This window comes from Robertmurraya siralis (assembly GCF_005502275.1).
Taxonomy (GTDB): domain Bacteria; phylum Bacillota; class Bacilli; order Bacillales; family Cytobacillaceae; genus Robertmurraya; species Robertmurraya siralis.
In genome coordinates, this window is the sequence record NZ_SWLZ01000002.1 from 401118 (window position 1) to 424530 (window position 23413).

Genomic DNA, 23413 nt, shown 5'->3' on the forward strand with positions numbered 1-23413 from the left:
CTTTCACTTACACTTTTTGAATTGGAGCAAACTTTGCGAGAAGTCGTTTGATCCCTACTGGGCTTGGAAATGCAATATCAAGCTCCATGCTTTCGCCTTCTCCTTTGACACTAACTACCGTACCAACTCCCCATTTTCCATGCTGCGCTTTGTCGCCAACCGCCCAGCCTAATCCTTCTCCACCGGTAGAGGCTGGCACAGGTCGTTTAACTGCCGGTCTCATCGTTGGACGTGAAGCGGTAGCAAATGGAGATGATGCTCTTGCTTGCGGCTTGACCCCTTCTAATAATTCTTCCGGAATTTCGTTAATAAATCGTGAAGGAGGATTCATGTTCGTGCGGCCAAACAATGTTCGCATTTGAGCATTCGTTAGATAAAGCTCCTCCTCAGCTCGAGTAATTCCCACATAAGCTAAGCGGCGCTCTTCCTCCATTTCCGCCTCTTCCATTAATGAACGGCTGTGTGGAAATACCCCTTCTTCTAAGCCCATTAAAAAGACAACTGGAAATTCTAAACCTTTTGCTGAGTGCAATGTCATGAGCACAACCTGATCCATCTTTTCTCCCTCATCATCAAGCCGATCAATGTCAGCAACAAGAGCTAAATCCGTTAAAAATGCGACAAGGCTTTTATCGTCGCTTCCATCCTCAAAACTCTTAGTTACAGACAAAAATTCATCAATATTTTCTAGCCTGCTTTCCGATTCTAGCGATTTCTCGGCTTTTAACATTTCACGGTAACCTGTTTTATCAAGGACCTCTTCAACCAATTCTGTAACTGATAGATATTCTTGCATATTTGTATAGCCTTTAACAAGCTCACGGAATTCTGTAGCTGCCTTCGTGATTTTTGGACTTAGACCAATTAGTTCAATTGAATCGAGGGCACCAAACATCGAAAGATCATGGAGGGTGGCAAAATTGGCAATTTTGTCGATCGAGCTTGAGCCAATCCCCCGCTTCGGTACATTAATAACCCGCTGCAAGCTGATGTCATCATCGGGATTAGCAATCAATCTTAAATAAGCTAAAATATCTTTAATTTCTTTCCGATCATAGAATTTAATACCGCCGACAATAGCATAGCCGATGTTTGATTTAAGCAGCACTTCTTCCATCACACGGGACTGAGCATTCGTGCGGTAGAGAACCGCAAAGTCGGAATACTTCCGTTTTCCGCTGTCCACTAGCTCTTTCATTTTTCCGGCGACAAATTGAGCTTCTGTTTGCTCACTGTCCGCACGAAAATAGTAGATTTTGTTGCCGTCCATATTTTCCGTCCAAAGATTCTTCGGCTTACGATTTAGGTTGTTTTTAATCACTTCATTGGCTGCATTGAGAATCGTCTTTGTTGAGCGATAGTTTTGTTCCAGCAAAATCACAGCGGCACGTGGGTAGTCCTTTTCAAAGGAAAGAATATTGGCGATGTCAGCGCCCCTCCAACGATAGATTGATTGATCCGAGTCTCCGACAACACAAAGATTTTGAAAGCGGCTTGCCAATAATTTCACAAGCATATACTGAGCACGGTTTGTATCTTGATACTCATCAACATGAATATATTGAAATTTACGCTGATAAAATTCAAGAACCTCTGGAACCCGTTGAAAAAGCTGAATCGTAATCATAATCAAATCATCGAAGTCAAGCGCTTGATTTTTGCGCAGTTTTTTTTGATAAAGCTCGTACACATCCGCCACAACCTGATCATAATAACCACCAGCAGTCTTGCTGAATTCCTCGGGTGTCTTCAGCTCGTTTTTCGCGCTGCTAATCGCACCTAAAATCGCGCGAGGGTCAAATTTCTTCGGATCAATATTTTTCTCTTTTAGGATTCCTTTGATTACAGATTGTTGATCGGTTGAATCCAAAATCGTGAAGTTGCGATTATAGCCGATGCGATCAATATCACGGCGCAGTATCCTTACACACATTGAATGGAAAGTCGAAATCCAAATTTCATCCGCCGCTCCACCCATCATCTTGTAAATCCGTTCCTTCATTTCACGTGCAGCTTTGTTCGTAAAGGTAATGGCCAAAATATTATACGGATTAACGCGTTTTTCAACCATTAAATAAGCAATCCGATGGGTCAGTACTCTTGTTTTTCCACTACCTGCACCTGCCATAAGTAGCAAAGGGCCCTCTGTCGTTTTAACAGCTCTTTGCTGCTCTGGGTTTAAGCCATTTAGTAATTTATCTGTTAAATATTGCATTCCTTCACCACCAAACAAACATATGTTCTTTTTCTATTGTATAAGAGTTACGTTCAGCCTTCAATTTATATTTTCACCGTTTCAAGAGCTTTTTCTAAGTCCCTATAGATCGCATTGCCGACGACGATCACATCAGCGTATGCCGCCATCTCTTTTGCCTGACTTAAATTCGCAATTCCTCCACCGTAAAAAAGGACGGTATTATCAAGCACTTCTTTCGCCTCTTGAACGATTTGTACATCCCCATATGAGCCGCTGTATTCTAAATAAAAAATTGGCAAATGCAGCATATTCTCTGCAATTCTTGCATAAGCAGCCACATCCTCACCTGTCAAATTCGTCTTTGCTTTTGTCAGCTTTGCCACCTTACATTCTTCATTAAGAATACAATAGCCCTGCACAAGAATTTCATCCCAATTCATGATATCTCCGTATTCTTTTACTGCTTCATGATGCAATTCAATTATCCATTTAGAATGTGGGCTATTCAAGACAGAGGGAATAAAATAGAAGTCAAAGCCTGGAGTAATTGATTCAATATTAGAAACCTCTAGAACGCAAGGAACTGTGTATCTTCGAACTCTCGCCATTAAATCTAGTACCTTCTCAAGAGTCACACCGTCTGTCCCGCCAACAATGATCGCATCTGTTCCCGATTCACATAATTTTTCAAGGTTTTCATCAGAAATTTCTTTATTAGGATCCAGCTTAAACGCATGGCGCCAGTCACGAATATTGTACACTTACTACTTCCTCCAATTGAGTATATTTCAAAGATTGAAGATACACCGCAAATTAATGTTTTTTAATGGACAAAGCCATATTCCATTCCATCATTATAGCATTTGTTTAAAGGAATAAAAAATGAAAACAGGTTTAGTGCTGCGGTCAATTTTGTTTTTAATTGGATAGGAGCAATGTCGGGAAATGAGCTATTTTTTAAGATTTCGAGCGACCTTCATTCATCGATTGAACAGAATAGAAAAATAGTAAGCGCACGGATACGGTTGTACTTGTTGGACAAAAGAAAGCAGGCTTCCTAGAAAAAACAGCAAACAAAAAACCGAGGTTCCCTGCTTTCACCTCGGTTTCTTATCTGCTCACTCTTCTTCTTTTATCCGTTCAAGAGCCAGTTCATAGGCGTCATTACCATAATTTAAGCAACGTTTTACGCGAGAAATTGTCGCTGTGCTCGCACCCGTTTCAGTTTCAATTTTGTGATAGGTTTTCCCTTCACGAAGCATCCTTGCCACCTCTAGGCGCTGTGCTAAGGACTGAATTTCATTGACTGTGCAAAGATCATCAAAAAAGCGATAGCATTCTTCTAAATCTTTCAGCGATAAGACAGCTTTGAATAATTGATCCAGTTCTTTTCCTCTAAGTTTTTCAATTTGCATATATTTACCCCTTTAAGCTGTTTTCTCTTCTAAATGAAACGTTCACTTATTCTTCCGTAATAACAACTACATTCTCAATTCCTTTGTCAGATGGGACAACATTAATCCATGTTTTCCCTGGAACAAAACCAACCTCTCTCCCATTTTCATCATAGGGAAGAATACGTCCAGCGACATTTCTCCATTCCAATTCACGCCATTGCCCTCTTTGCAGCAAGTACGCTTTACCTCCTGATGCTAAATCAATCTCGCGTCGCCCATAGTCGTCAATGATCTTATGATCTGCTTCGACAACCAATATATTGTCTAACAAAACTGGTTCCTTGGAATCTAAATCTGCTGTTAATTCACCGTTGCTATAGCGCTCATACTTTTTCGTTTTCTCGTCATACTCATAAGTCACTTTAAATAAATCACTTGAAAAATAAGACACTTGAACAGAATGGGCTTTCGTCCCATCTAATGCCTCTACCTCATCCTCAGATAAAAAGGACAATGAGGAAGGAGCTTGCTCCATATTATAGCCAGCATCATCTGCACCTTTTAAAATATCCTCGGTCGTAATGTATGAATTATGGGGAGCAACACGGCTGCTGTCTCTCTTAAATAAAGTACCATCATGCTGCATCCCGTTGATATTATCGATATAGCCACTACTTAACATTGCCCTCGCTTCCGGACTATAGCCATGAGCAACGTATAAGGCATCATACCCTTTCGCTAAATCAATATAATAGTCGCGCGCACTTCTCACAGGTCCGATCCGTTCAGCTTCCTCACTTTGGAAAATAGCCAAAAAACGCGTAACATTTCCCTCTGCCAATAATTCATAAACAAGATCCGCTTTATGCAAGCCTGATTGCGGCCTTGCCTTTGGATCGTTATTAATCATGACACCGTATGCACGACTTGTTGATTCTTCTTTCACACCTACTCCTGTCAAAGGATATTGATAAGCAAACTCATCTTTATTAACTTCTTCATTTATGGGCTTTTCCTGTTGTTCTTGTACCACTTCTTCATTTCCACTACAGCCAGCTAACAAGAAGAAAACCGTTGCCGTAGTATAGATCCATTTACTTTTCATTCTGCACCCCTTACATCCTGCGCATATACTCTTTTATATTTTAACGCATTATCGTTGGAAAGAGTACCATTTTGTTCATGACATCATACATTCCTTGCTGAGTTACACGAATATAAGGCAGATGCGTCGAAGTAAAAAACAATAGAGAATAAACCGGATCATTGAATCTATAGCCTCTCTCGACTAAGTAAGAAGACAGTTTTTTCTCATCAATAATCAACTCTTCAACCTTCTTATCCGACATAACTCCATTTAAAGGAAGCGGTACTTCAAGAACAATTTCCTCATTCTCACTAAAAACAATGCCGCCACCGATTTCTTTCAGACGTCTAAAAGCTCTCATCATCTCATTTTTATTCTTTCCAATCAGAACAATATCGCCAGTATTAGTAAAGGAGCTTGCCAACCCAGGAAGTTTGTTGGCAAATCCTTTCAGCACCGTATTTGTTCTCCAATTTCCTTCTTTATCAATCAGCATAAAGAAACATTCATCATGAGTATTCGGAAGTTCGTCATGATTCACATCGATTGAAATCGAATAAGGTTTTGTAATAACCGAACTCTCCATTTGAATTCCAAAAGGCATCGAAAATTGCATATCATCATTCGTTAGATCCCAATCAATTTTTAATGGCTCAAGTCCATGTGTTTCCCAATTTATCTCCTCATATACATCGACATTTTCTCCATCTCTTTTCACCCATTTTCCTTTTGCCAGTACAGAGACTGGTGTCGGATTTTTCTCATCGCTGAGAAAATTAATATTGGCAACTCTGCCGGTTGCAATATTTCCATGGAGGTATTCCAGGTTATAATAGCGGGCAACGTTAATTGTTGCCATATTATAAGCGTCAATGACCGGAACCCCTTTTTCAATGGCGATTCGAATCATATTGTCAATAATCCCTTGTTCATAAAAGGATGCCGAAGAGCCATCTGTATTGAAAATAAAGCGATCATAATGTTCAATTCCGAGCTCGTGAATTTCATCGAGTAGAACCGGCAAATCAGGTCGAATCGATGAATGTCTCAACGAGACCATATAACCTTGCATCAGTCGATCGTAGACCTCTTTACCTGAGATTGCCTCATGATCACAATCCGCACCGAATAACGTCATTTTTGCTAATGTTTTTTCCGATGCACCAGGAAAATGCCCTTCGATTTTCTTTCTCATCCTTTTCGATTCTTGAATCCAGTGGAGCATTAAATCATCGCCATCTACAAGCTTAGGCCACCCTGTTAACTCTCCCCCTTGTAAAACGGCGTCATGCTCTAGCCATGATTTTACATTCGCATGGGAAAAAGTATCCACTTCATCCAATATTTCTGTTTGCGAGTCGAAACGGCACCACCAGTACATCGTTGTTGGAATGTTGCGGAGCTCCCTCATTAAAGAAAACGCTTTCTTTTTGTCTAACTGCAAAACAAGCGCCATATTGTCATTAATTAAGGTAGTTGTTCCAAACTGGGATGCATATCGAGCCAACGAATGGGGATTATATAAATGAAATGGGTGAGCATGAGGTTCGATATAACCTGGTACAAGAAGCTGTTCCTTGCAATCAATAATCTCACAGTTACCTGTATTTTCAGGCAGTTTTTCACCTACATACACAATGCGATCCTCGTAAATCCAAATATTTGCTGTGATCCACTTGCGCAGCACTTGATTTAAATAACGAGCATTTTGCAATAATATGGTCGGTGATAGTTTTCCATCAATAACTGAAACATGCTCACGAATATGTTTATTTTTCCAACGATATCTTTGTTCTAGCACAATGTTCCCTCCCCTTTGAAATTTCAATGATGTATATACATTGGCTTATTATTTATATTCTTTTACTTTAGTCCATTTCATCATTGCGCACTTCAAGTTAAAAAACGAACGTTCATTTGACTTTTACATTATTTTAAGGAGTAAACACGGATATAAATGATGTTTAAAACGTGATATGGTTCGTTTTTTAATTAGCGATGGTACATGATGAAATCAATTCACTTGAATTACCCGATCATAAAATGATATGAAAGTAAGTTACTAAACTTTCCATCATTTTTATATATACTACCATATTTTGTTGTTTAACACATTAAAGACTTAAAAAATTATGTTAAGAAATTGTGAAGGAGACATGAATATGCAAATTAAACAAAATATCGGAATTGTTAATGCCCTGATCCGTATTACTTGCGGACTGACCATTTTAGCTTGGAGCACAGCGAAAATGGTTAAAAAACCTTGGAAAAATGCATTCCTAATAACGGCTATCCTTGGGGCCATGAAAGTTGGTGAAGGCATTGTCCGTTATTGCCCTGTCACGTCACTCATTGAAGAGGGAATGAAAAAGGCTCCCCAAAAGAAAAACGAAGAAGATTCCTTACAAGAAACAATTGTTCCTTCTAATCCATCTTAAAAAAATTTACGGTGCTTTCCTCAACCAAGGAGGAAAGCACCGAGAAAATGAAAGCCTGAATAAAGGAGATGTACAGATATAATGTTTTGGGAATACGTTACCGACATGTCTTTCATAATTATTGTTTTAATTGGTAGCATCGTTGCTTTATGCTACGCCTTTGTTAAAAAATCTAGAGGGAAACATGTGCGATAGCTTTATGACCGATATCCTTGCGGTAAAAAACACCTTCACAGTTAAGCTTCGTTAACTCTTGATACACTAACTTCTGCGCTTCTGCTAATGTATTTGATTTAGCTCCTACAAGTAAGACTCGACCGCCATTTGTCAGGAATGGGCCTGCTTCGTCTTTTTTCGTTCCAGCGTGAAACACAAATCCAGCAATCTTGTCCAAGCCCATTAGCTCTGCTCCCTTTTCATAGGCTTCTGGGTACCCTTTTGAAGCGACGACCACACCGATCATCGATTGAGAATCCCATTTAATTTCTGGTGTTTTGCCATTGATCAAATCCAGCATGACTTGAACTAGATCAGATTGCATACGCGGAAGGACAACTTGCGTTTCAGGATCACCAAACCGCGCGTTAAATTCAATCACTTTTGGCCCTGTATCCGTTTGAATCAATCCAGCATATAAGATCCCGCAGAAGCTTCGTCCTTCTTGTACAAGTGCTTTTGCCGCTGGTTTAACTATCGTTTCCACAGCTAAGCAAATATCCTCCTCAGCAATTTGCGGCACAGGTGAATAAGCTCCCATTCCTCCTGTGTTTGGTCCTGTATCACCATCAAACGCCCTTTTGTGATCTTGAGCGATCTCAAGTGGAACAACATTTTCTCCGTTTACAAAAGCCATGAGTGAAAATTCTTCCCCTGCAAGGAACTCCTCTACAACGACAGTGGAAGAAGCCTCACCAAACTTTGAGTCCTGAAGCATTTCCTTGAGACTGGCAAGTGCCTCTTCAAGCGTCATCGCTACTGTTACACCCTTGCCTGCTGCAAGTCCATCAGCCTTAATCACAATTGGTGCACCTTTCTCTTCAACATATTGTCGAGCAGCTTCATAGTCGCTAAAAACTTCGTATTCTGCTGTTGGAATAGCATACTTTTTCATTAAATCTTTAGCAAAAGATTTACTTCCTTCGATTTCAGCAGCCTTCTGATTTGGTCCAAATACCGTAAGTCCTGCTTCCCGGAATTTATCTGCAAGTCCTGTCAGCAAAGGGACTTCAGGACCAATGATCGAAAGGTCAATTTCTTCTTCCTTGGCAAATTGAACGAGCTTCTCTAGTTCAGTTTCACCGATATCCACAAGCTCAGCTATATCCACCATTCCATCATTTCCAGGTGCAGCAAATATTTTTTCAACTTGCGGGCTTTCGCTTACCTTTTGACAAATCGCATGTTCACGGCCACCACGACCAACAACCAACACCTTCATTCCGTCAACCTCCGCTTTTTATTTACTCCTGATCTAATCGTGAGTATGATGTAGGCAAAAGCTTAGTTTTGCCGTCGTTTGCTAGTCTCTTGTTTTAAGATGCCTCATTAATGTTTAAAATGTCTAACACCCGTAAAGATCATGGCAATTCCAAATTCATCTGCCTTTTTGATTGAATCCTCATCACGGACAGAGCCACCTGGCTGAATAATCGCTTTAATTCCGGCTTTTGCTGCCGCTTCAACTGTATCATCCATCGGAAAAAAGGCATCTGAAGCAAGAACAGCTCCAACTGCTTTTGCACCTGCTTGCTCAAGAGCAATTTTTGCTGCACCAACGCGATTCATTTGTCCCGCACCAATCCCTAATGTCATGTCACGATTATTAACTACAATCGCATTTGACTTTACATGCTTAACAATTTTCCAGCCGAGTTCCAACGCCTTCATTTCCTCGTCTGTTGGCTTGCGCTTCGTAGGAACGGTTACCGTTGCATCCTTTAAACCAAACCGATCCTGTTCTTGGACAAGCAATCCGCCTTCTATGGAAGTCAATTTTACTTCCTTTTTCGCCTTTTTATCAAACGGAATCGTTAAAAGACGCAGGTTTTTCTTACTTGTTAAAATTTCAATAGCTTCATCTGAGAAAGATGGTGCAATGATGATCTCTAAAAAGACTTCATGGAGCTTTTCTGCTGTCGCCTTATCCACTTCACGGTTTAAGGCGATGATTCCTCCAAATATCGACACAGGGTCTGCCGCGAATGCCTTTGAAAAGGCAGAAAATATGTCGTTCCCTGTCCCAACACCACAGGGATTCATATGTTTTACCGCAACAGCAGCTGGTTCAGTGAATTCTTTGACAATTTGTAAGGCTGCATCAGCGTCATTAATATTATTGTAAGAAAGCTCTTTACCGTGTAATTGAGTTGCATTGGCAATCGAAAATACGGAGCCTAAAGGCTTGCGATAAAAGGCGGCCTTTTGATGTGGATTTTCACCGTAACGTAATGATTGCTTCAATTCGTATGTCACGGTTAAGTTTTCTGGTGTTTCTTCCTGGGCAAGCTCTGTCATGTATTCAGCAATCATTGCATCATAAGCTGCCGTATGTCTAAATACTTTGGCAGCCAGCTTCCGGCGAGTTTCTTTTTGGACTTCACCACTAGCTTTTAATTCCTCAATTACAGTTGTATAATCAACGGGGTCCACAACGACCGTAACATATTCATGATTTTTTGCTGATGCTCGCAGCATCGTTGGTCCGCCGATATCAATGTTTTCAATTGCCGTTTCAACCGTTACATCTGGCTTAGCAATCGTTTGTTGAAACGGATATAAATTTACACATACGACATGAATAGGTTGGATTTGATGCTCGGAGAGCTGTTCTTGATGACTCGCCTCTGAGAACTTCGCCAGCAATCCACCGTGAATCATCGGATTCAGTGTTTTAACCCGTCCTTCAAGAATTTCTGGGAAGCCTGTCACCTCACTAACACTCATAACAGGGATACCGGCATCTTCAATGGCCTTTTTCGTCCCGCCAGTGCTAATAATCTCAAAATCCAGTTCATGCAATTGTTTGGCAAAATCCGTAATTCCAGCTTTATCCGATACACTTATGAGCGCTCTCTTCTTCATCATAAAATCCTCCTAGTTATTGATCTGTGTTTTCTGCTTGTTTATAAAAAGCTAAAGTATGCTAAAAAGGTCCTCTGATTCCATGAAGCGATAGAAAAAAACTATCGCTTCATGGAATCAGAGAGAAAATAAACCAAAAATCAACACTGATTTATAAAAAAGCCTAAAAAATGCTGAGCATTTCACCTCTATATGTTAAGAGAGTGTCACTTTTTCACGGAAATACCCTCTTTTATAAGTTGTTGAATAACCTTAGGGTATAATTCGTGCTCCACTTGATGAATTTTCATTTGTAAACTTTCCTTTGTTTCCTGTTCACTAATTTCGATCGGCTTTTGGGCAATTATCGGTCCCGTATCCATTCCAGCATCAACATAATGAACCGTCACACCACTTACCTTTACCTTCGCCGTTAATGCCTGACCTATTGCATCCTTACCTGGAAAAGCAGGAAGAAGAGATGGATGAATATTCATGATCCTTCCTTCAAACTCATCCAAAAGTGTCTTCCCAATCAAACGCATGTATCCTGCAAGTACGATGAAGTCTACTTCATGCTTTTTTAATTTTTTTAAAATCTCAATTTCATACGCTTCTTTGCCGTCATACTCTTTCGCATTAAAAACAAAATAAGGAATCTCTTCATTTTTCGCTCGTTCTAGCGCATAAGCCCCTAAATTATCACAAACAAGCAAAGCAATATCAGCTTCGAGCTCACCTTTTTTAACGGCCTCAATGATAGCTTGAAAATTACTTCCGCTACCGGAAGCAAAAATAGCAATCTTCTTCATGGTAACCTCCGCTATTCCTTAATCTGTACCCCTGCTTGTTCCGTCACAGCACCCATTACATATGCTTTTTCTCCGAGTTCCGTAAACAGTTGAATCACTGCATGAACGTCGTCCTTATTGACTGCCATTACCATTCCTGTCCCCATATTAAAGATGTTGTACATTTCTTGACGTTCTAATTTACCGAGCTTTTCCATTAATGAAAAAATGGCTGGTACGGTCCAATTGCTTTCTAAAAGCTCAGCTCCAAATCCATCCGGTAGCATGCGCGGAATATTTTCGATAAATCCCCCACCCGTAATATGAGAAATACCTTTAATTTCAAATTTGCGCATAGCTGCTAACAGAGGCTTCACATAAATTCTTGTTGGACGTAAAAGCTCCTCACCAAGCGTGCAGCCAAGTTCCTCGACCTCATCTTCAAGCGACATTCCCGCTTGCTCTAGGAAAATTTTCCGGACAAGAGAGTAACCATTGCTATGAATTCCATTTGAAGCCAAACCGATTAGAACATCACCTGGTTTAATATTCTCACCCGTAATAATATTTTCTTTCTCACAAGCCCCAACTGAAAAACCAGCTAAATCATATTCGTCCTCACTATACATTCCCGGCATTTCAGCAGTCTCTCCCCCAACGAGGGCACAGCCTGCTTGCTCACAGCCATCAGCAATCCCTTTAACTATCGCTTCAATCTTCTCCGGTGCAGCTTTCCCGCAAGCAATGTAATCCAAAAAGTAAAGCGGTTCTGCCCCTTGAACGACAATATCATTAACACACATAGCAACTGCATCAATGCCGATCGTATCGTGCTTATCCATGAGAAAAGCGAGCATCAGCTTTGTACCCACACCATCAGTACCCGATATGAGAACAGGTTCTTTCAAATTTAGGGAAGATAAATCAAACATTCCACCAAAACCGCCAAGTCCCCCCATAACTCCTGGGCGAATCGTACGGTTCACATGCTTCTTCATTCTTGTGACTGCCTCATAGCCGGCCTCTATATCAACACCTGCTTGCCTATAAGCATTGGCCATGTTAAGACCTCCTAATGATTATTTCGGACATATTTGCGTAAATATTGTCATTTTAAATGAGTGATTTCGTTAGACAATATGGCTGTTCGAACAATTTGGCACTCATTTCGTGGGAAACCTTAGTTTCACACGCTTTTCAATTACGCTGGAAAGTTGAAAGAATGAGCCAAGGAACAGCCTTTAAGCCTCTTACCACGCAACGAAGCGAAGCGAAAAACCGCGCCATTTTTTCTTAATTTCAGGTTCAGCATGATACAAGATAAAACTCCGGTGAATAGAAAAGCGGCATCTAGTGCCGCTAGTCAATATAGACAAAGTTACATACAAGCAAATTCAAAAAACTTTAACCTAAACCTTTTCATACATTCTCGCTGTACTTGGATAAATCTCCGTAGGATATTTACCTGTAAAGCAAGCGAGGCATTGCCCACAATTTTCATCCGCGCTCACCTTGCCGATCCCTTCTAATAAACCTTCTACACTTAAAAAGGTTAGCGTATCGGCACCGATGATTTCCCGCATTTCTTCAACAGAATGACTAGCCGCCATCAACTCTTCTTTGGATGAGGTATCAATCCCATAGAAACATGGATTTTTAATCGGTGGTGAACTGATGACAACATGCACTTCTGTTGCACCTGCTTCCTTCAACATCGTCACAATTCTGCGACTCGTCGTTCCTCTAACAATCGAATCGTCGACCATGATTACCCTTTTTCCTTCCACGACACCGCGAACAGCGGAGAGCTTCATTTTTACCCCTTGCTCACGCAAAGACTGCGAAGGCTGAATAAATGTCCGCCCGACATATTTATTTTTAATCAAGCCCATCTCATAAGGAATCCCTGACTCTTCAGCATAACCGATTGCAGCAGAAATACTTGAATCAGGAACACCTGTAACAACGTCTGCCTCAATTGGAGCCTCAAGCGCTAGTTTTTTCCCTAAATTTTTACGGGCTGTATGAACATTGATCCCTTGAATATCACTATCCGGACGGGAAAAATAAACATATTCCATCGAACACATCGCTTGATTGGCAGGCATTGCATATCTCTCAGAACGGATTCCTGTGTCATCAATGATGACCAATTCCCCTGCCTCGACATCACGAACAAAGCTTGCACCAACTACGTCCAGAGCACATGTTTCAGAAGCAACTACGAAAGCATCTCCTAAACGGCCGATAGAGAGCGGACGCATGCCATTTGGATCAAGAGCAATCATCAGCTGTGTTTCTGTCATAATTAAGAAAGCATAAGCCCCTTTTAGCATGGTCAAAGCATTCTGCACTTGCTCCACAAGCGGTGCATTTCCGCCACGTCTAATTAAATGGGCAAGCACCTCTGTATCAGAGCTTGTTTGAAAAATGCTTCCCTGCCCTTCAAGCTGACGTCTTAACGCCGTGGCATTGACCAAATTTCCATTATGGGCAAGTGCTAGACTTCCAGATTGCGAGTGGAAGAGCAGCGGCTGCACATTCTCATAGCCACCGCCTCCTGCGGTGGCATAGCGAACATGACCAATGGCTCCTGTACCTGTTAATTGCTCGATGGCCTCCGCTGTGAAAATTTCAGCGACAAGTCCCTCTCCTTTTACCCCTTTAAGCTTCTGACCGTCTGTGACAACCATTCCGGTTCCTTCTTGCCCACGATGTTGCAAGGTGTGTAAACCGTAATAAGTGATTTGAGCTGCATCAGGATGCCCCCATACACCAAAGATGCCACACTCCTCATTTAATCCCCTTATTTCAGCAAGCATGGGATAGCCCCTTTCCAAGCAGCCTCCAAATCCACCACTTTTTGATCAAGAACAAGCTTATCATCAGTATAGATTTGAAGATTAGATGTATTTGTCGTTTCACCAATTAATTGCGCCTTTACTAAGCTTTCAAATTGGGCTTTATTTTCTTTTTTCACGGATAGTAGGAAACGTGATTGTGATTCACTGAAAAGTGCAGAGGTTACATCCCCATTTACCGTCACTTTTGCACCAAGATCAGTGGTTCCCATCAATCCTTCTGCTAATGCAACAGCGAGTCCTCCTTCTGCAATATCATGAGCGGATGCTACAACTCCCGCACGAATTGCAGCTAGAACACTCTTTTGATTTTGTTCTTCCACATCAAGGTCAATTTCTGGTGCCTTGCCAAAAATTCGTCCATATGTGAGCTTTTGCAATTCACTTCCGCCAAATTCAGGCTTGGTTTCCCCAACTAGATAAATAAGGTCTCCTGCGCTTTTAAAGTTTTGTGTCGTCACATGTGCAAGGTTTTCCACAAGACCGACCATTCCAACAACAGGTGTTGGGTAAACGGCTGTACCATTCGTTTCATTATAAAGGGATACGTTACCGCCAATGACTGGTGCATTAAGCTTCGTACAAGCAGCACTCATCCCGTCTACTGCTTTCTCAAACTGCCAGAAGATTTCCGGTTTTTCTGGATTCCCAAAGTTCAGGCAATCTGTAATCGCTAACGGCTCACCACCAGAAGCAACGATGTTTCTCGCTGCTTCGGCAACGGCAATTTTTCCACCTGACTCTGGATCTAAATATATATATCTTGAGTTACAATCCGTCGTCATTGCCAATGCTTTTTCTGTTCCACGAATACGGACAATCGCAGCATCTGATCCTGGAGCCACTACCGTATTGGTGCGTACCATATAGTCATATTGATCATAAACCCATTCTTTGCTTGCAATGGTTGCTTGCTGCAAAAGTTTAACAAGCGCTTCATTGTAATCACCGACAGCAGGAATATCATTGCCCATCGCTTGGAACTCGCGGAAGTATTCGGGCTCGCGCGAAGGTTTATAATATACTGGCGCATCCTCTGCTAGAGCGTCAGCAGGTACATTTGCAACAACTTCCCCATTGTGTAGGAGACGAAGCATTTTATCATCGGTTACTTGACCAATTGCAACGCATTCTAAATCATATTTTGAAAATAAATCTACAATTTCTTGCTCACGGCCCTTCTTCACCACAATGAGCATGCGCTCTTGTGACTCAGATAGCATCATTTCATAAGCCGTCATTCCTGTTTCTCGTTGCGGCACAAGATCAAGATTCATTTCAATTCCTGAACCAGCCTTACTGGCCATTTCCGCAGAAGAACTTGTTAATCCCGCTGCTCCCATATCTTGAATTCCAATAAGGGCATCTGATTGAATTAATTCAAGGCAAGCTTCAATGAGAAGTTTCTCCATAAACGGATCTCCAACTTGAACTGCTGGGCGTTTTTCATCTGAATCCTCTGTTAATTCTTCCGATGCAAATGTTGCTCCGTGAATGCCGTCTCGACCTGTCTTAGCACCGACATACATCACCGTATTGCCGATTCCATGTGCCTGACCCTTTTTAATGTCCTTATGGTCAATTAACCCCACACACATTGCGTTCACGAGTGGATTACCTTCATAGCAAGGGTCAAACTGTACCTCTCCCCCGACCGTTGGGATTCCAATACAGTTTCCATAGCCAGCTATTCCAGCGACAACTTCTTTAAAAAGGTAGCGTACACGAGGAGAGGCATCTAACTCTCCAAAACGTAAAGAGTTCAATAAAGCAATCGGTCTTGCTCCCATGGAAAAAACGTCACGAATGATCCCACCGACACCTGTTGCCGCTCCTTGATAAGGCTCTATTGCAGAAGGATGATTATGGCTTTCGATTTTAAAGACAACCGCTTGATCATCGCCAATATCAACAATTCCCGCTCCCTCTCCAGGACCTTGAAGGACTCGTTCCCCTTTTGTTGGAAACTTTCTTAATACTGGCTTTGAATTTTTATAGCTGCAATGCTCTGACCACATAACAGAAAAAAGGCCAGTTTCTGTATAATTAGGAGTTCTTCCAAGGATTTTCTCTACATTCGCAAATTCCTCGTCAGTTAAACCCATTTCTCGATAAATTTTTTCTTCTTTTATTTGTTGTGGACTTGGTTCAAGCATGATCGACATGTGCTTCCCTCCATAATTTTACGATAGATGACTGCTTTGTTTACCAGCTTATGCGCAGGAATCTTTAGCCTACTGCCACCTGATGATTTTATACGACAACAGCATTTCGAAAAGTTTTCACGATCGAGCGGAATAGCTTCAAGCCATCTGCTCCTCCTAATAATTCATCAACTGCTCTTTCAGGATGGGGCATCATGCCAAGTACATTTCCCTTTTCATTGATGATTCCAGCGATGTCCTCTAAAGAACCGTTTGGATTGTTTTCATACGTAAAGACAATTTGGCGATTGTCCTTTAATTTTTGTAAGGTCTCCTCATCACAATAGTAATTCCCTTCACCATGGGCGATCGGAACGGTAATGATTTCGCTTTTTTTATACTCAGAAGTAAAAATAGTCTCGTTATTTTCTACCTTTAATCTCGTTGGTCTACAAATGAATTTCAGGCTTTCATTCCGTCTCATCGCACCTGGTAACAGCCCGCTTTCGAGGAGGATCTGAAAGCCATTACAAACACCAAGGACAGGTTTTCCTGCATTGGCTGCTTTCACAACCTCTTGCATCACCTTGCTAAAGCGAGCAATTGCTCCTGTGCGCAAGTAATCTCCGTAGGAAAATCCACCAGGTAAAAGGATTCCATCAAATTCATCTAAATGATCTGCATCATGCCAAACATACTCGACTTCTTCGCCAAGTTCATCTCTAATTGCGTGATACATATCTACATCACAGTTGGAGCCTGGGAACACGATGACAGCAAACTTCATTGGGCTACACACTCCTCAATTTCATAGCGATAGTCTTCAATAACAGGGTTTGCTAGGAGGCGCTCACACACTTCCTTTACGACATCTTCAACGTTGCGTTCTGATTTTTCAACCGTTAACTCCATGTATTTTCCAATTCGAACGTCTGATACTTCGTTATAGCTTAATGACTGTAATGAGTGCTTTACCGCAGCCCCTTGTGGATCAAGTACACTTTCTCTTAATGTTACATAAACCTTTACTTTATACATGTGATGGACCTCCCAGTCTCGCAAGAATGTTTTCATAAGCATCTGTTAAGCTTCCTAAATTACGGCGGAATACATCTTTATCCAGCTTCTCATTCGTGTTGCTATCCCATAGGCGACAGGTATCTGGTGAAATTTCATCAGCAAGGACGATGTTCCCTTCGGCATCCTTTCCGAATTCCAGCTTAAAGTCGATGAGGCGAATATTTAATTCAAGAAACAACCTCGATAACACTTCATTGACCTGTAGTGCTTTTTCTTTTAAAAGGGCTACTTCGTCCTTCGTCGCCAATTGTAATTCTTCGATATGGTCATCCGTAATGAGTGGATCTCCAAGAGCATCATCTTTATAGTAAAATTCAACGAGGGGTTTTGAGAGAGGGTTTCCTTCATTAATCCCCAGTCTTTTAGAAAAGCTGCCTGCTGCCACATTGCGTATGACAACTTCAAGAGGAATAATCGTTACCTTCTTTACAAGCTGTTCCGTTTCGGAAAGCTTCTTAACAAAATGAGTGGCAATTCCCTCTTTTTTCAACTTTGAAAATATTAAACTTGTAATCTCGTTATTTAATTTTCCTTTACCCGTAATCTGCTCCTTCTTTTCACCATTAAAAGCTGTCGCAGAATCCTTGTACTCCAACCATACGAGATTTTCATCATCCGTTTGATATACTCTCTTTGCTTTTCCTTCATATAACAATGCTCTTTTTTCCATGATGAGGAGAGCCTCCTATACTAAAAGTGGAAGTGCCTTGGTCATCGCCTTACAAACTTTTCGATTGAAGAAACTTTGACTTATCGTAGGATGTAAAACCAGTATCAGAAGTTTGAAAGGCGATAGGCGCTCATTTAAAAATGAATCCTTCTATAGTCCTAAACGATCAAAGATTGTATCGACATGCTTTAAGTGGTAATTATAATCAAAACAATCATCAATTTCTGCTGGTGAAAGCTTTGCTGTTATGGTTTCATCGGCAGAAATTAAGCTCTTAAACGGAACTTGCTTTTCCCATGCTTCCATCGCTCTTGGTTGCACCGTATCATACGCTTCTTCACGTGGTAGGCCTTTATCGATTAAGGCGAGTAGAACACGTTGAGAGTAAATAAGACCAAGTGTACGATCCATGTTGCGCTTCATGTTTTCTGGGAAGACCGTTAAATTTTTCACGATATTGCCGAAGCGATTTAACATGTAATTCAAAGCAATCGTGGCATCTGGTAAAATAATTCGCTCTGCTGAAGAATGTGAAATATCACGTTCATGCCAAAGCGGGACATTTTCATATGCAGTCAACATATGTCCACGGATGACACGGGCAAGTCCAGTCATATTTTCAGAACCGATCGGGTTGCGTTTATGCGGCATGGCGGAAGAACCTTTTTGACCTTTTGCAAAAAATTCTTCTACCTCTCGGGTTTCACTCTTTTGCAGACCTCTTATTTCGACTGCCATTTTTTCGATTGATGTAGCGATTAACGCAATTGTCGACATATAGTGGGCATGACGATCACGTTGCAATGTTTGAGTAGAAACGGGCGCTGGTTTAATGCCAAGCTTCTCACATACATATTTCTCAACAAATGGGTCAATATTGGCATATGTTCCAACTGCCCCAGATATTTTTCCGTATTCAACCCCCTCAGCAGCTTGCTTAAAGCGTTCTAGGTTACGCTTCATTTCTTCATACCAAAGGGCTAGCTTCAGTCCAAATGTTGTTGGCTCCGCATGAACACCGTGAGTACGTCCCATCATCACTGTATATTTATATTCCCGCGCTTTGTTTTTTAAGATTTCAACAAAGCCCTCTATATCCTTTAGCAAAATGTCATTGGCTTGCTTTATTAAATAGGATAAAGCCGTGTCAACGACATCTGTTGAAGTTAGTCCATAGTGAACCCACTTTCTTTCCTCACCAAGTGTTTCGGATACGGCACGAGTAAAAGCGACAACATCATGTCGTGTCTCTTCTTCAATCTCTTTAATGCGGTTGATATCAAATGATGCCTTTTCACGGATTTTTTGAACATCCTCCTTCGGGATTTCTCCAAGCTCCACCCATGCTTCACATGCTAAAATCTCTACCTCTAACCAAGCTTTAAAACGGTTTTCCTCTGTCCAAATAGCACCCATTTCGGGTCTTGTATAACGATCGATCATGTTTTTATCCTCCGATTCTTTCCTTCGCCTGTTCCCAAATTCCACTGCTGTCAATTTCAGATAGGGCGTTCTCTATTGAATGATTCAAAATGGTCACATGCCCCATTTTTCTTTTTACTTTTGCTTCCCTTTTTCCATATAAGTGAATTTTCCAGTTTGGATAATCGTTTATTTTTCCAATGATTTGTTCTTGATGTTCACCAAGAATATTGACCATAACGACTGGTTTTAATAATTCGGTACTTCCAAGCGATAGATTGCAAACAGCACGAATATGCTGCTCAAACTGAGACGTTTCACAAGCCTCTATCGTGTAATGACCTGAATTATGTGGTCGAGGCGCCAGTTCATTTATATAGATTGCTCCCTCTGTCGTTAAAAACATCTCCACCGCTAATGTCCCGACTAAATTTAATGATCTGGCCAGCTCTGTCGCAAGTGAGATTGCTTTTTCCTTCGCATCCTCTGCCATTCTTGCTGGCACGATTGTTTCATGCAGAATGTTGTCCTTATGAATATTCTCTCCCACCGGAAAAACGGATGTCTCACCTTTGGGGCTGCGTACAATAATGACGGAGATTTCTTTTTCAAAAGAAATCCACTGCTCAAGAACACATAATCCAGATTCAACCAGCGGTGCTCCTTTTTCAATGTCATCTCTTGAACGAATGACGAGCTGTCCTTTACCATCGTAACCACCCGTTGCTGTTTTTAGTACACAAGGATAGCCGATTTCATCGATATGAGCATAAATGTCAGTCATGTCATTAATTACCCTATACGGAGCGACTTCTGCACCCGCCTTTTGAATCGCTGCTTTTTCTGTTGCTCTATTTTGGGTGATTTCTAACACTTCTTTTCCTTGTGGCACATAAGCATTCTCACAAAGCCAGTCGAGCGCCTCCGCATCGATATTTTCGAACTCGTACGTAATAACATCACTAACTTCAGCCAGTTTTTGAATCGCCAGTAAATCATGATATTGTGCAACAATTTCAATATCGGCAACTTGCCCACAAGGAGAATTTTCTGTTGGATCCAGCACAGCAACGCAGTAGCCTTTTTCTTTCGCTGCTATTGCCATCATTCTCCCAAGCTGCCCTCCACCGATAATTCCAATCGTTTGTCCAGGTAAAATGGTTTTAAACAAGCTCATCACTACTTTCCATTACAGCCTCTCTCGTTGCTTCACGCATTTTGTCGAGTCGTTCTGCTACTGCGAAATCAGTCGCACCAAGTATTTGCGCAGCAAGCAATCCAGCGTTCGTGGCTCCTGCCTTGCCGATAGCTACTGTCGCTACTGGAACACCACCCGGCATTTGTACGATCGATAATAAGGAATCCAATCCATTTAATGCTTTTGATTGAATTGGCACACCGATTACAGGAAGAGTCGTTTTAGCCGCTACCATACCTGGAAGATGGGCCGCCCCTCCTGCACCTGCAATAATTACGTTAAAGCCCCGTCCTCTTGCTTCTTCTGCATATTGAAACATAAGGTCTGGAGTCCTATGTGCGGATACTACTTTTTTTTCATAGGAAATCTCGAGCTTATCCAGCACGTCACACGCATGCTTCATTGTTTCCCAATCCGATGTACTCCCCATAATTACTGCAACCTGCACGCTCATTTTTCTCCTCCATTTTTAACCATAATAAAAGCCCGGAACAAACTGCTTAATCCTATGAAGGAAAGCAATCTGTCCGGGCACATTGTTCATTTATTGAGGCACAGAAAATAAAAGGACATCATCTAAGGCTGCGCTAGCACAGCCATTCCACCCATGTCCGCTTATGCCCTTCAATTAAAGATCAATTTTTATCCCGTCATTTACTTTCCTCATAGTCCAACAATTTAAGGTTGTCGGGTAGAAACTTATGGGCCATATTCCCATTATATATGAGGTAAATTGTATTTTTTTATCGATTATTCCATTTGCACTACCATAGTAACAACATTAACGGTGTGTGTCAACAATAATCGAACAATAATAAAATATTCTTCTATTAATGTTCGTGTTTTAACCCTCTGTCCTCTTTGCCTCAAAAATAATTTGCCTTCCTATAGGCTCATAGACCACCGTGGAGCCTTGCTTTTTCTCCTGAAATATTGGTTTTTCTTCTCTTCGTACAGGAATGTAGCCAGCCTTTTGGATGCGGTCCAGACATTGATCAATCGTCTCATTTTCTTGCACTTCAAATCTTTGCTTCAATCTGCTCATGAAAACAATCTTCCCTTCTTAACCGATTTAACCCAAAATCCACCGTAGATCGTTTTCGGTTCATACGCGATAATAAATGCTTTCGGGTCAAGCTCTTTAATGGTTGCATAGAGCTTTAATTCATATTTTCTTGGCGTTAAAATTTGCAACGCCATCCGATCCCCCTCAAGGCCATTCGCAGCCCAGCTCGTTACACCATAGCCTTTTTCCCGCAGAAGTCTCGGTAAGTCCCGATCATATTCCTTCGTAATTACATTGACGGTAATATAGCCCAATGCAAGCTTCTCCTCAATTTTCATTCCTACAATTACACCAATCCCGTAACCAACTGCATACGCAATCAAGTTCTGAATCTGGTTCAAATTATCAAGTACTAACCCAAGCCCGATAACATAAATAACAACCTCAATCATACTTATAAAAGCAGCTAAATACCTTTGTCCCTTTAACGTCAAAATCATTCTAATCGTAAAAAAAGACACATAGACAATATTAATGACGAGGATAATGAGCACCATTACCAATCCATTTTGTAACACGGAAATGTCCTCCTAATAAAGCAAAATCGTGTATGCCTCATTTTACTAAAAATGAAACCTAATTGCACTCTATTTCAGCTACTTCTGTTAGATGAGTACTTGTGTCCTATTGCTTGAGCCCGATCCCTCTGACCTTGTCGATAAAATCTCGACTATACAATTGCACACATTAGACATACTTGCACGCAGTTGCTTTGAATTGCACCGATTTAAAGTATATTGCGCTTAATTTTTCTCAATTTGCTTTTATCTTTTCCCTCTCGGTTTGGAAAAAACCTAAGATTGCAAAATGAAATTTACGAAAACGTCCAATATTTTTAGTGGGGGGTAGCTGAATTGTTGTGAAATCGAGGAATTATGAATAGATGGACGAATTATTTGTAAGATGGACGAATGTTTGTGAAGTGGGCGAACATGTCTAGATGGACAAATGTTTGTGAAGTGGGCCAATTATTGTTTTATGCAAACACAACATTCCCGGATTTTGTGTTTGATTGCAGCAGGTTACTTGTCACTGCAGCGAGGGTGGGGAGGGTTGAGGTGATTACATAGGGATTATTTGTGGATTTTACGATTTTGGCAAGGATTGCGCTTGTTGTGCCTTCGATTGCGCCTATTCGTGGCTTGATTGCGCTTGTTTTTCACCTGATTGCGCCGATCTAAGGCATAATTGCGCGTTTTTCAATGCTTATTGCGCATCTCGCCATTTCAGCCACACTTGGGATCAAAAAAAGAGCACCCATCATATGGGATACTCTTTTTACTTCGCCCAGCAACGTCCCACTCTCACAAGGGATCGTCCCCTCACTACCATCGGCGCCGAAGCTTCACTTCCGTGTTCGGAGTCGGCTGTCTATCACCTTCGGATCTCTTCGTCAGCTTCGTTCCTTCCGTCCTCGTGTACATCGTACACTCCGGGCTTCACTCTCTTGTTTCCTCGACCTCCTCGGTTCTAGCCACCCTCCGGTTTCTGCTTTTGATTTTACTGGCGTTTTATTTCTTGTCCTTACGGACATTCAGATCAAAAAAAGAGCACCCATCATTTTGGATACTCTTTTTCCTTTGCCCGGCAACGTCCTACTCTCACAAGGGGACAGCCCCTCACTACCATCGGCGCCGAAGCTTCACTTCCGTGCTCGGAGTCGGCTGTCTATCACCTTCGGATCTCTTCGTCAGCTTCGTTCCTTCCGTCCTCGTGTACATCGTACACTCCGGGCTTCCCTCTCTCGCTTCCTCGACCTCCTCGGTTCTAGCCACCCTCCGGTTTCTGCTTTTGATTTTACTGGCGTTTTATTTCTTGTCCTTACGGACATTCAGATCAAAAAAAGAGCACCCATCATATGGGATACTCTTTTTACTTCGTCCGGCAACGTCCTACTCTCACAAGGGGACAGCCCCTCACTACCATCGGCGCTGAGAAGCTTAACTTCCGTGTTCGGTATGGGAACGGGTGTGACCTTCTCGCTATCGTCACCGGACTATTT

21 protein-coding genes, 1 rRNA gene and 1 riboswitch are annotated in these 23413 nt (G+C 41.6%); of the genes, 2 read left to right on the forward strand and 20 right to left on the reverse strand.

Features of this window, described 5'->3' with window-relative positions:
- Positions 1–7: 7 nt before the first annotated feature.
- The 5 genes from pcrA to FCJ93_RS04945 all read right to left on the reverse strand — a co-directional run bounded on the left by pcrA (position 8) and on the right by FCJ93_RS04945 (position 6482).
- Positions 8–2215, reverse strand: a complete 2208-nt coding sequence (gene pcrA, locus FCJ93_RS04925; protein ID WP_095309125.1) for a DNA helicase PcrA — start codon at positions 2213–2215, stop codon at positions 8–10.
- Between the two features lie 65 nt (positions 2216–2280).
- Positions 2281–2958: a heptaprenylglyceryl phosphate synthase gene (gene pcrB / locus FCJ93_RS04930; RefSeq protein WP_095309127.1), complete on the reverse strand. Its 678-nt coding sequence runs from the start codon at positions 2956–2958 to the stop codon at positions 2281–2283.
- A 357-nt stretch (positions 2959–3315) separates the two neighbouring features.
- On the reverse strand, positions 3316–3612 hold the full coding sequence (locus FCJ93_RS04935) for a YerC/YecD family TrpR-related protein (protein WP_095309129.1): 297 nt from the start codon (positions 3610–3612) through the stop codon (positions 3316–3318).
- Positions 3613–3658: 46 nt separating this feature from the next.
- A complete protein-coding gene (locus FCJ93_RS04940) occupies positions 3659–4699 on the reverse strand; it encodes a DUF3048 domain-containing protein (protein WP_095309130.1) in 1041 nt (346 codons plus the stop codon).
- Positions 4700–4739: 40 nt separating this feature from the next.
- The gene (locus FCJ93_RS04945) at positions 4740–6482 is read right to left on the reverse strand and encodes an adenine deaminase C-terminal domain-containing protein (protein ID WP_170943553.1); all 1743 of its coding nucleotides are present in this window, start codon (positions 6480–6482) and stop codon (positions 4740–4742) included.
- Positions 6483–6843: 361 nt separating this feature from the next.
- Here FCJ93_RS04945 and FCJ93_RS04950 point away from each other — a divergent pair, with 361 nt between their 5' ends.
- Positions 6844–7119, forward strand: a complete 276-nt coding sequence (locus FCJ93_RS04950; RefSeq protein ID WP_095309132.1) for a YgaP family membrane protein — start codon at positions 6844–6846, stop codon at positions 7117–7119.
- A gap of 105 nt (positions 7120–7224) precedes the next feature.
- Entirely contained in the window at positions 7225–7314 is a 90-nt protein-coding gene (locus FCJ93_RS25750; RefSeq protein ID WP_328591991.1) for an EYxxD motif small membrane protein, read from the forward strand.
- Here the strand turns inward: FCJ93_RS25750 and purD are convergent.
- From purD to rrf, 15 genes are all read right to left on the reverse strand, one after another.
- Positions 7292–8557 (reverse strand): phosphoribosylamine--glycine ligase, encoded by a 1266-nt coding sequence (gene purD / locus FCJ93_RS04955; RefSeq protein WP_095309134.1) that lies wholly within the window; start codon positions 8555–8557, stop codon positions 7292–7294. The genes FCJ93_RS25750 and purD overlap by 23 nt on opposite strands.
- Before the next feature lie 107 nt (positions 8558–8664).
- Positions 8665–10200 (reverse strand): bifunctional phosphoribosylaminoimidazolecarboxamide formyltransferase/IMP cyclohydrolase, encoded by a 1536-nt coding sequence (gene purH, locus FCJ93_RS04960; RefSeq protein ID WP_095309135.1) that lies wholly within the window; start codon positions 10198–10200, stop codon positions 8665–8667.
- 206 nt (positions 10201–10406) lie between these two features.
- The gene (purN, locus tag FCJ93_RS04965) at positions 10407–10991 is read right to left on the reverse strand and encodes a phosphoribosylglycinamide formyltransferase (protein WP_095309137.1); all 585 of its coding nucleotides are present in this window, start codon (positions 10989–10991) and stop codon (positions 10407–10409) included.
- An 11-nt stretch (positions 10992–11002) separates the two neighbouring features.
- On the reverse strand, positions 11003–12031 hold the full coding sequence (gene purM / locus FCJ93_RS04970) for a phosphoribosylformylglycinamidine cyclo-ligase (RefSeq protein WP_095309138.1): 1029 nt from the start codon (positions 12029–12031) through the stop codon (positions 11003–11005).
- Between the two features lie 348 nt (positions 12032–12379).
- Positions 12380–13792: an amidophosphoribosyltransferase gene (gene purF / locus FCJ93_RS04975; protein ID WP_095309140.1), complete on the reverse strand. Its 1413-nt coding sequence runs from the start codon at positions 13790–13792 to the stop codon at positions 12380–12382.
- On the reverse strand, positions 13777–15996 hold the full coding sequence (purL, locus tag FCJ93_RS04980; protein WP_137743060.1) for a phosphoribosylformylglycinamidine synthase subunit PurL: 2220 nt from the start codon (positions 15994–15996) through the stop codon (positions 13777–13779). The genes purF and purL overlap by 16 nt, the downstream gene beginning before the upstream one ends.
- An 88-nt stretch (positions 15997–16084) precedes the next feature.
- A complete protein-coding gene (purQ, locus tag FCJ93_RS04985; protein ID WP_137743061.1) occupies positions 16085–16762 on the reverse strand; it encodes a phosphoribosylformylglycinamidine synthase subunit PurQ in 678 nt (225 codons plus the stop codon).
- Complete coding sequence (gene purS, locus FCJ93_RS04990) at positions 16759–17013, reverse strand: phosphoribosylformylglycinamidine synthase subunit PurS (RefSeq protein WP_095309146.1); 255 nt, start codon at positions 17011–17013, stop codon at positions 16759–16761. The genes purQ and purS overlap by 4 nt, the downstream gene beginning before the upstream one ends.
- Positions 17006–17725, reverse strand: a complete 720-nt coding sequence (gene purC, locus FCJ93_RS04995; RefSeq protein WP_095309148.1) for a phosphoribosylaminoimidazolesuccinocarboxamide synthase — start codon at positions 17723–17725, stop codon at positions 17006–17008. Before purC ends, purS begins: the two co-directional genes overlap by 8 nt.
- Before the next feature lie 150 nt (positions 17726–17875).
- Positions 17876–19168: an adenylosuccinate lyase gene (gene purB, locus FCJ93_RS05000; RefSeq protein ID WP_137743062.1), complete on the reverse strand. Its 1293-nt coding sequence runs from the start codon at positions 19166–19168 to the stop codon at positions 17876–17878.
- A 4-nt stretch (positions 19169–19172) separates the two neighbouring features.
- Complete coding sequence (purK, locus tag FCJ93_RS05005; protein WP_137743063.1) at positions 19173–20324, reverse strand: 5-(carboxyamino)imidazole ribonucleotide synthase; 1152 nt, start codon at positions 20322–20324, stop codon at positions 19173–19175.
- Positions 20311–20799 carry a 5-(carboxyamino)imidazole ribonucleotide mutase gene (gene purE / locus FCJ93_RS05010; protein ID WP_137743064.1) on the reverse strand — a complete coding sequence of 163 codons (489 nt, stop codon included), beginning with the start codon at positions 20797–20799 and terminating at the stop codon, positions 20311–20313. The genes purK and purE overlap by 14 nt, the downstream gene beginning before the upstream one ends.
- 192 nt (positions 20800–20991) lie before the next feature.
- Positions 20992–21092: riboswitch (purine riboswitch) on the reverse strand.
- A 97-nt stretch (positions 21093–21189) separates the two neighbouring features.
- A complete protein-coding gene (locus FCJ93_RS05015; protein WP_095309156.1) occupies positions 21190–21390 on the reverse strand; it encodes an NETI motif-containing protein in 201 nt (66 codons plus the stop codon).
- The gene (locus tag FCJ93_RS05020; RefSeq protein WP_095309158.1) at positions 21387–21929 is read right to left on the reverse strand and encodes a DUF2179 domain-containing protein; all 543 of its coding nucleotides are present in this window, start codon (positions 21927–21929) and stop codon (positions 21387–21389) included. Before FCJ93_RS05020 ends, FCJ93_RS05015 begins: the two co-directional genes overlap by 4 nt.
- Positions 21930–23290: 1361 nt before the next feature.
- Positions 23291–23407, reverse strand: a 5S ribosomal RNA gene (gene rrf / locus FCJ93_RS05025).
- Positions 23408–23413: the final 6 nt, after the last annotated feature.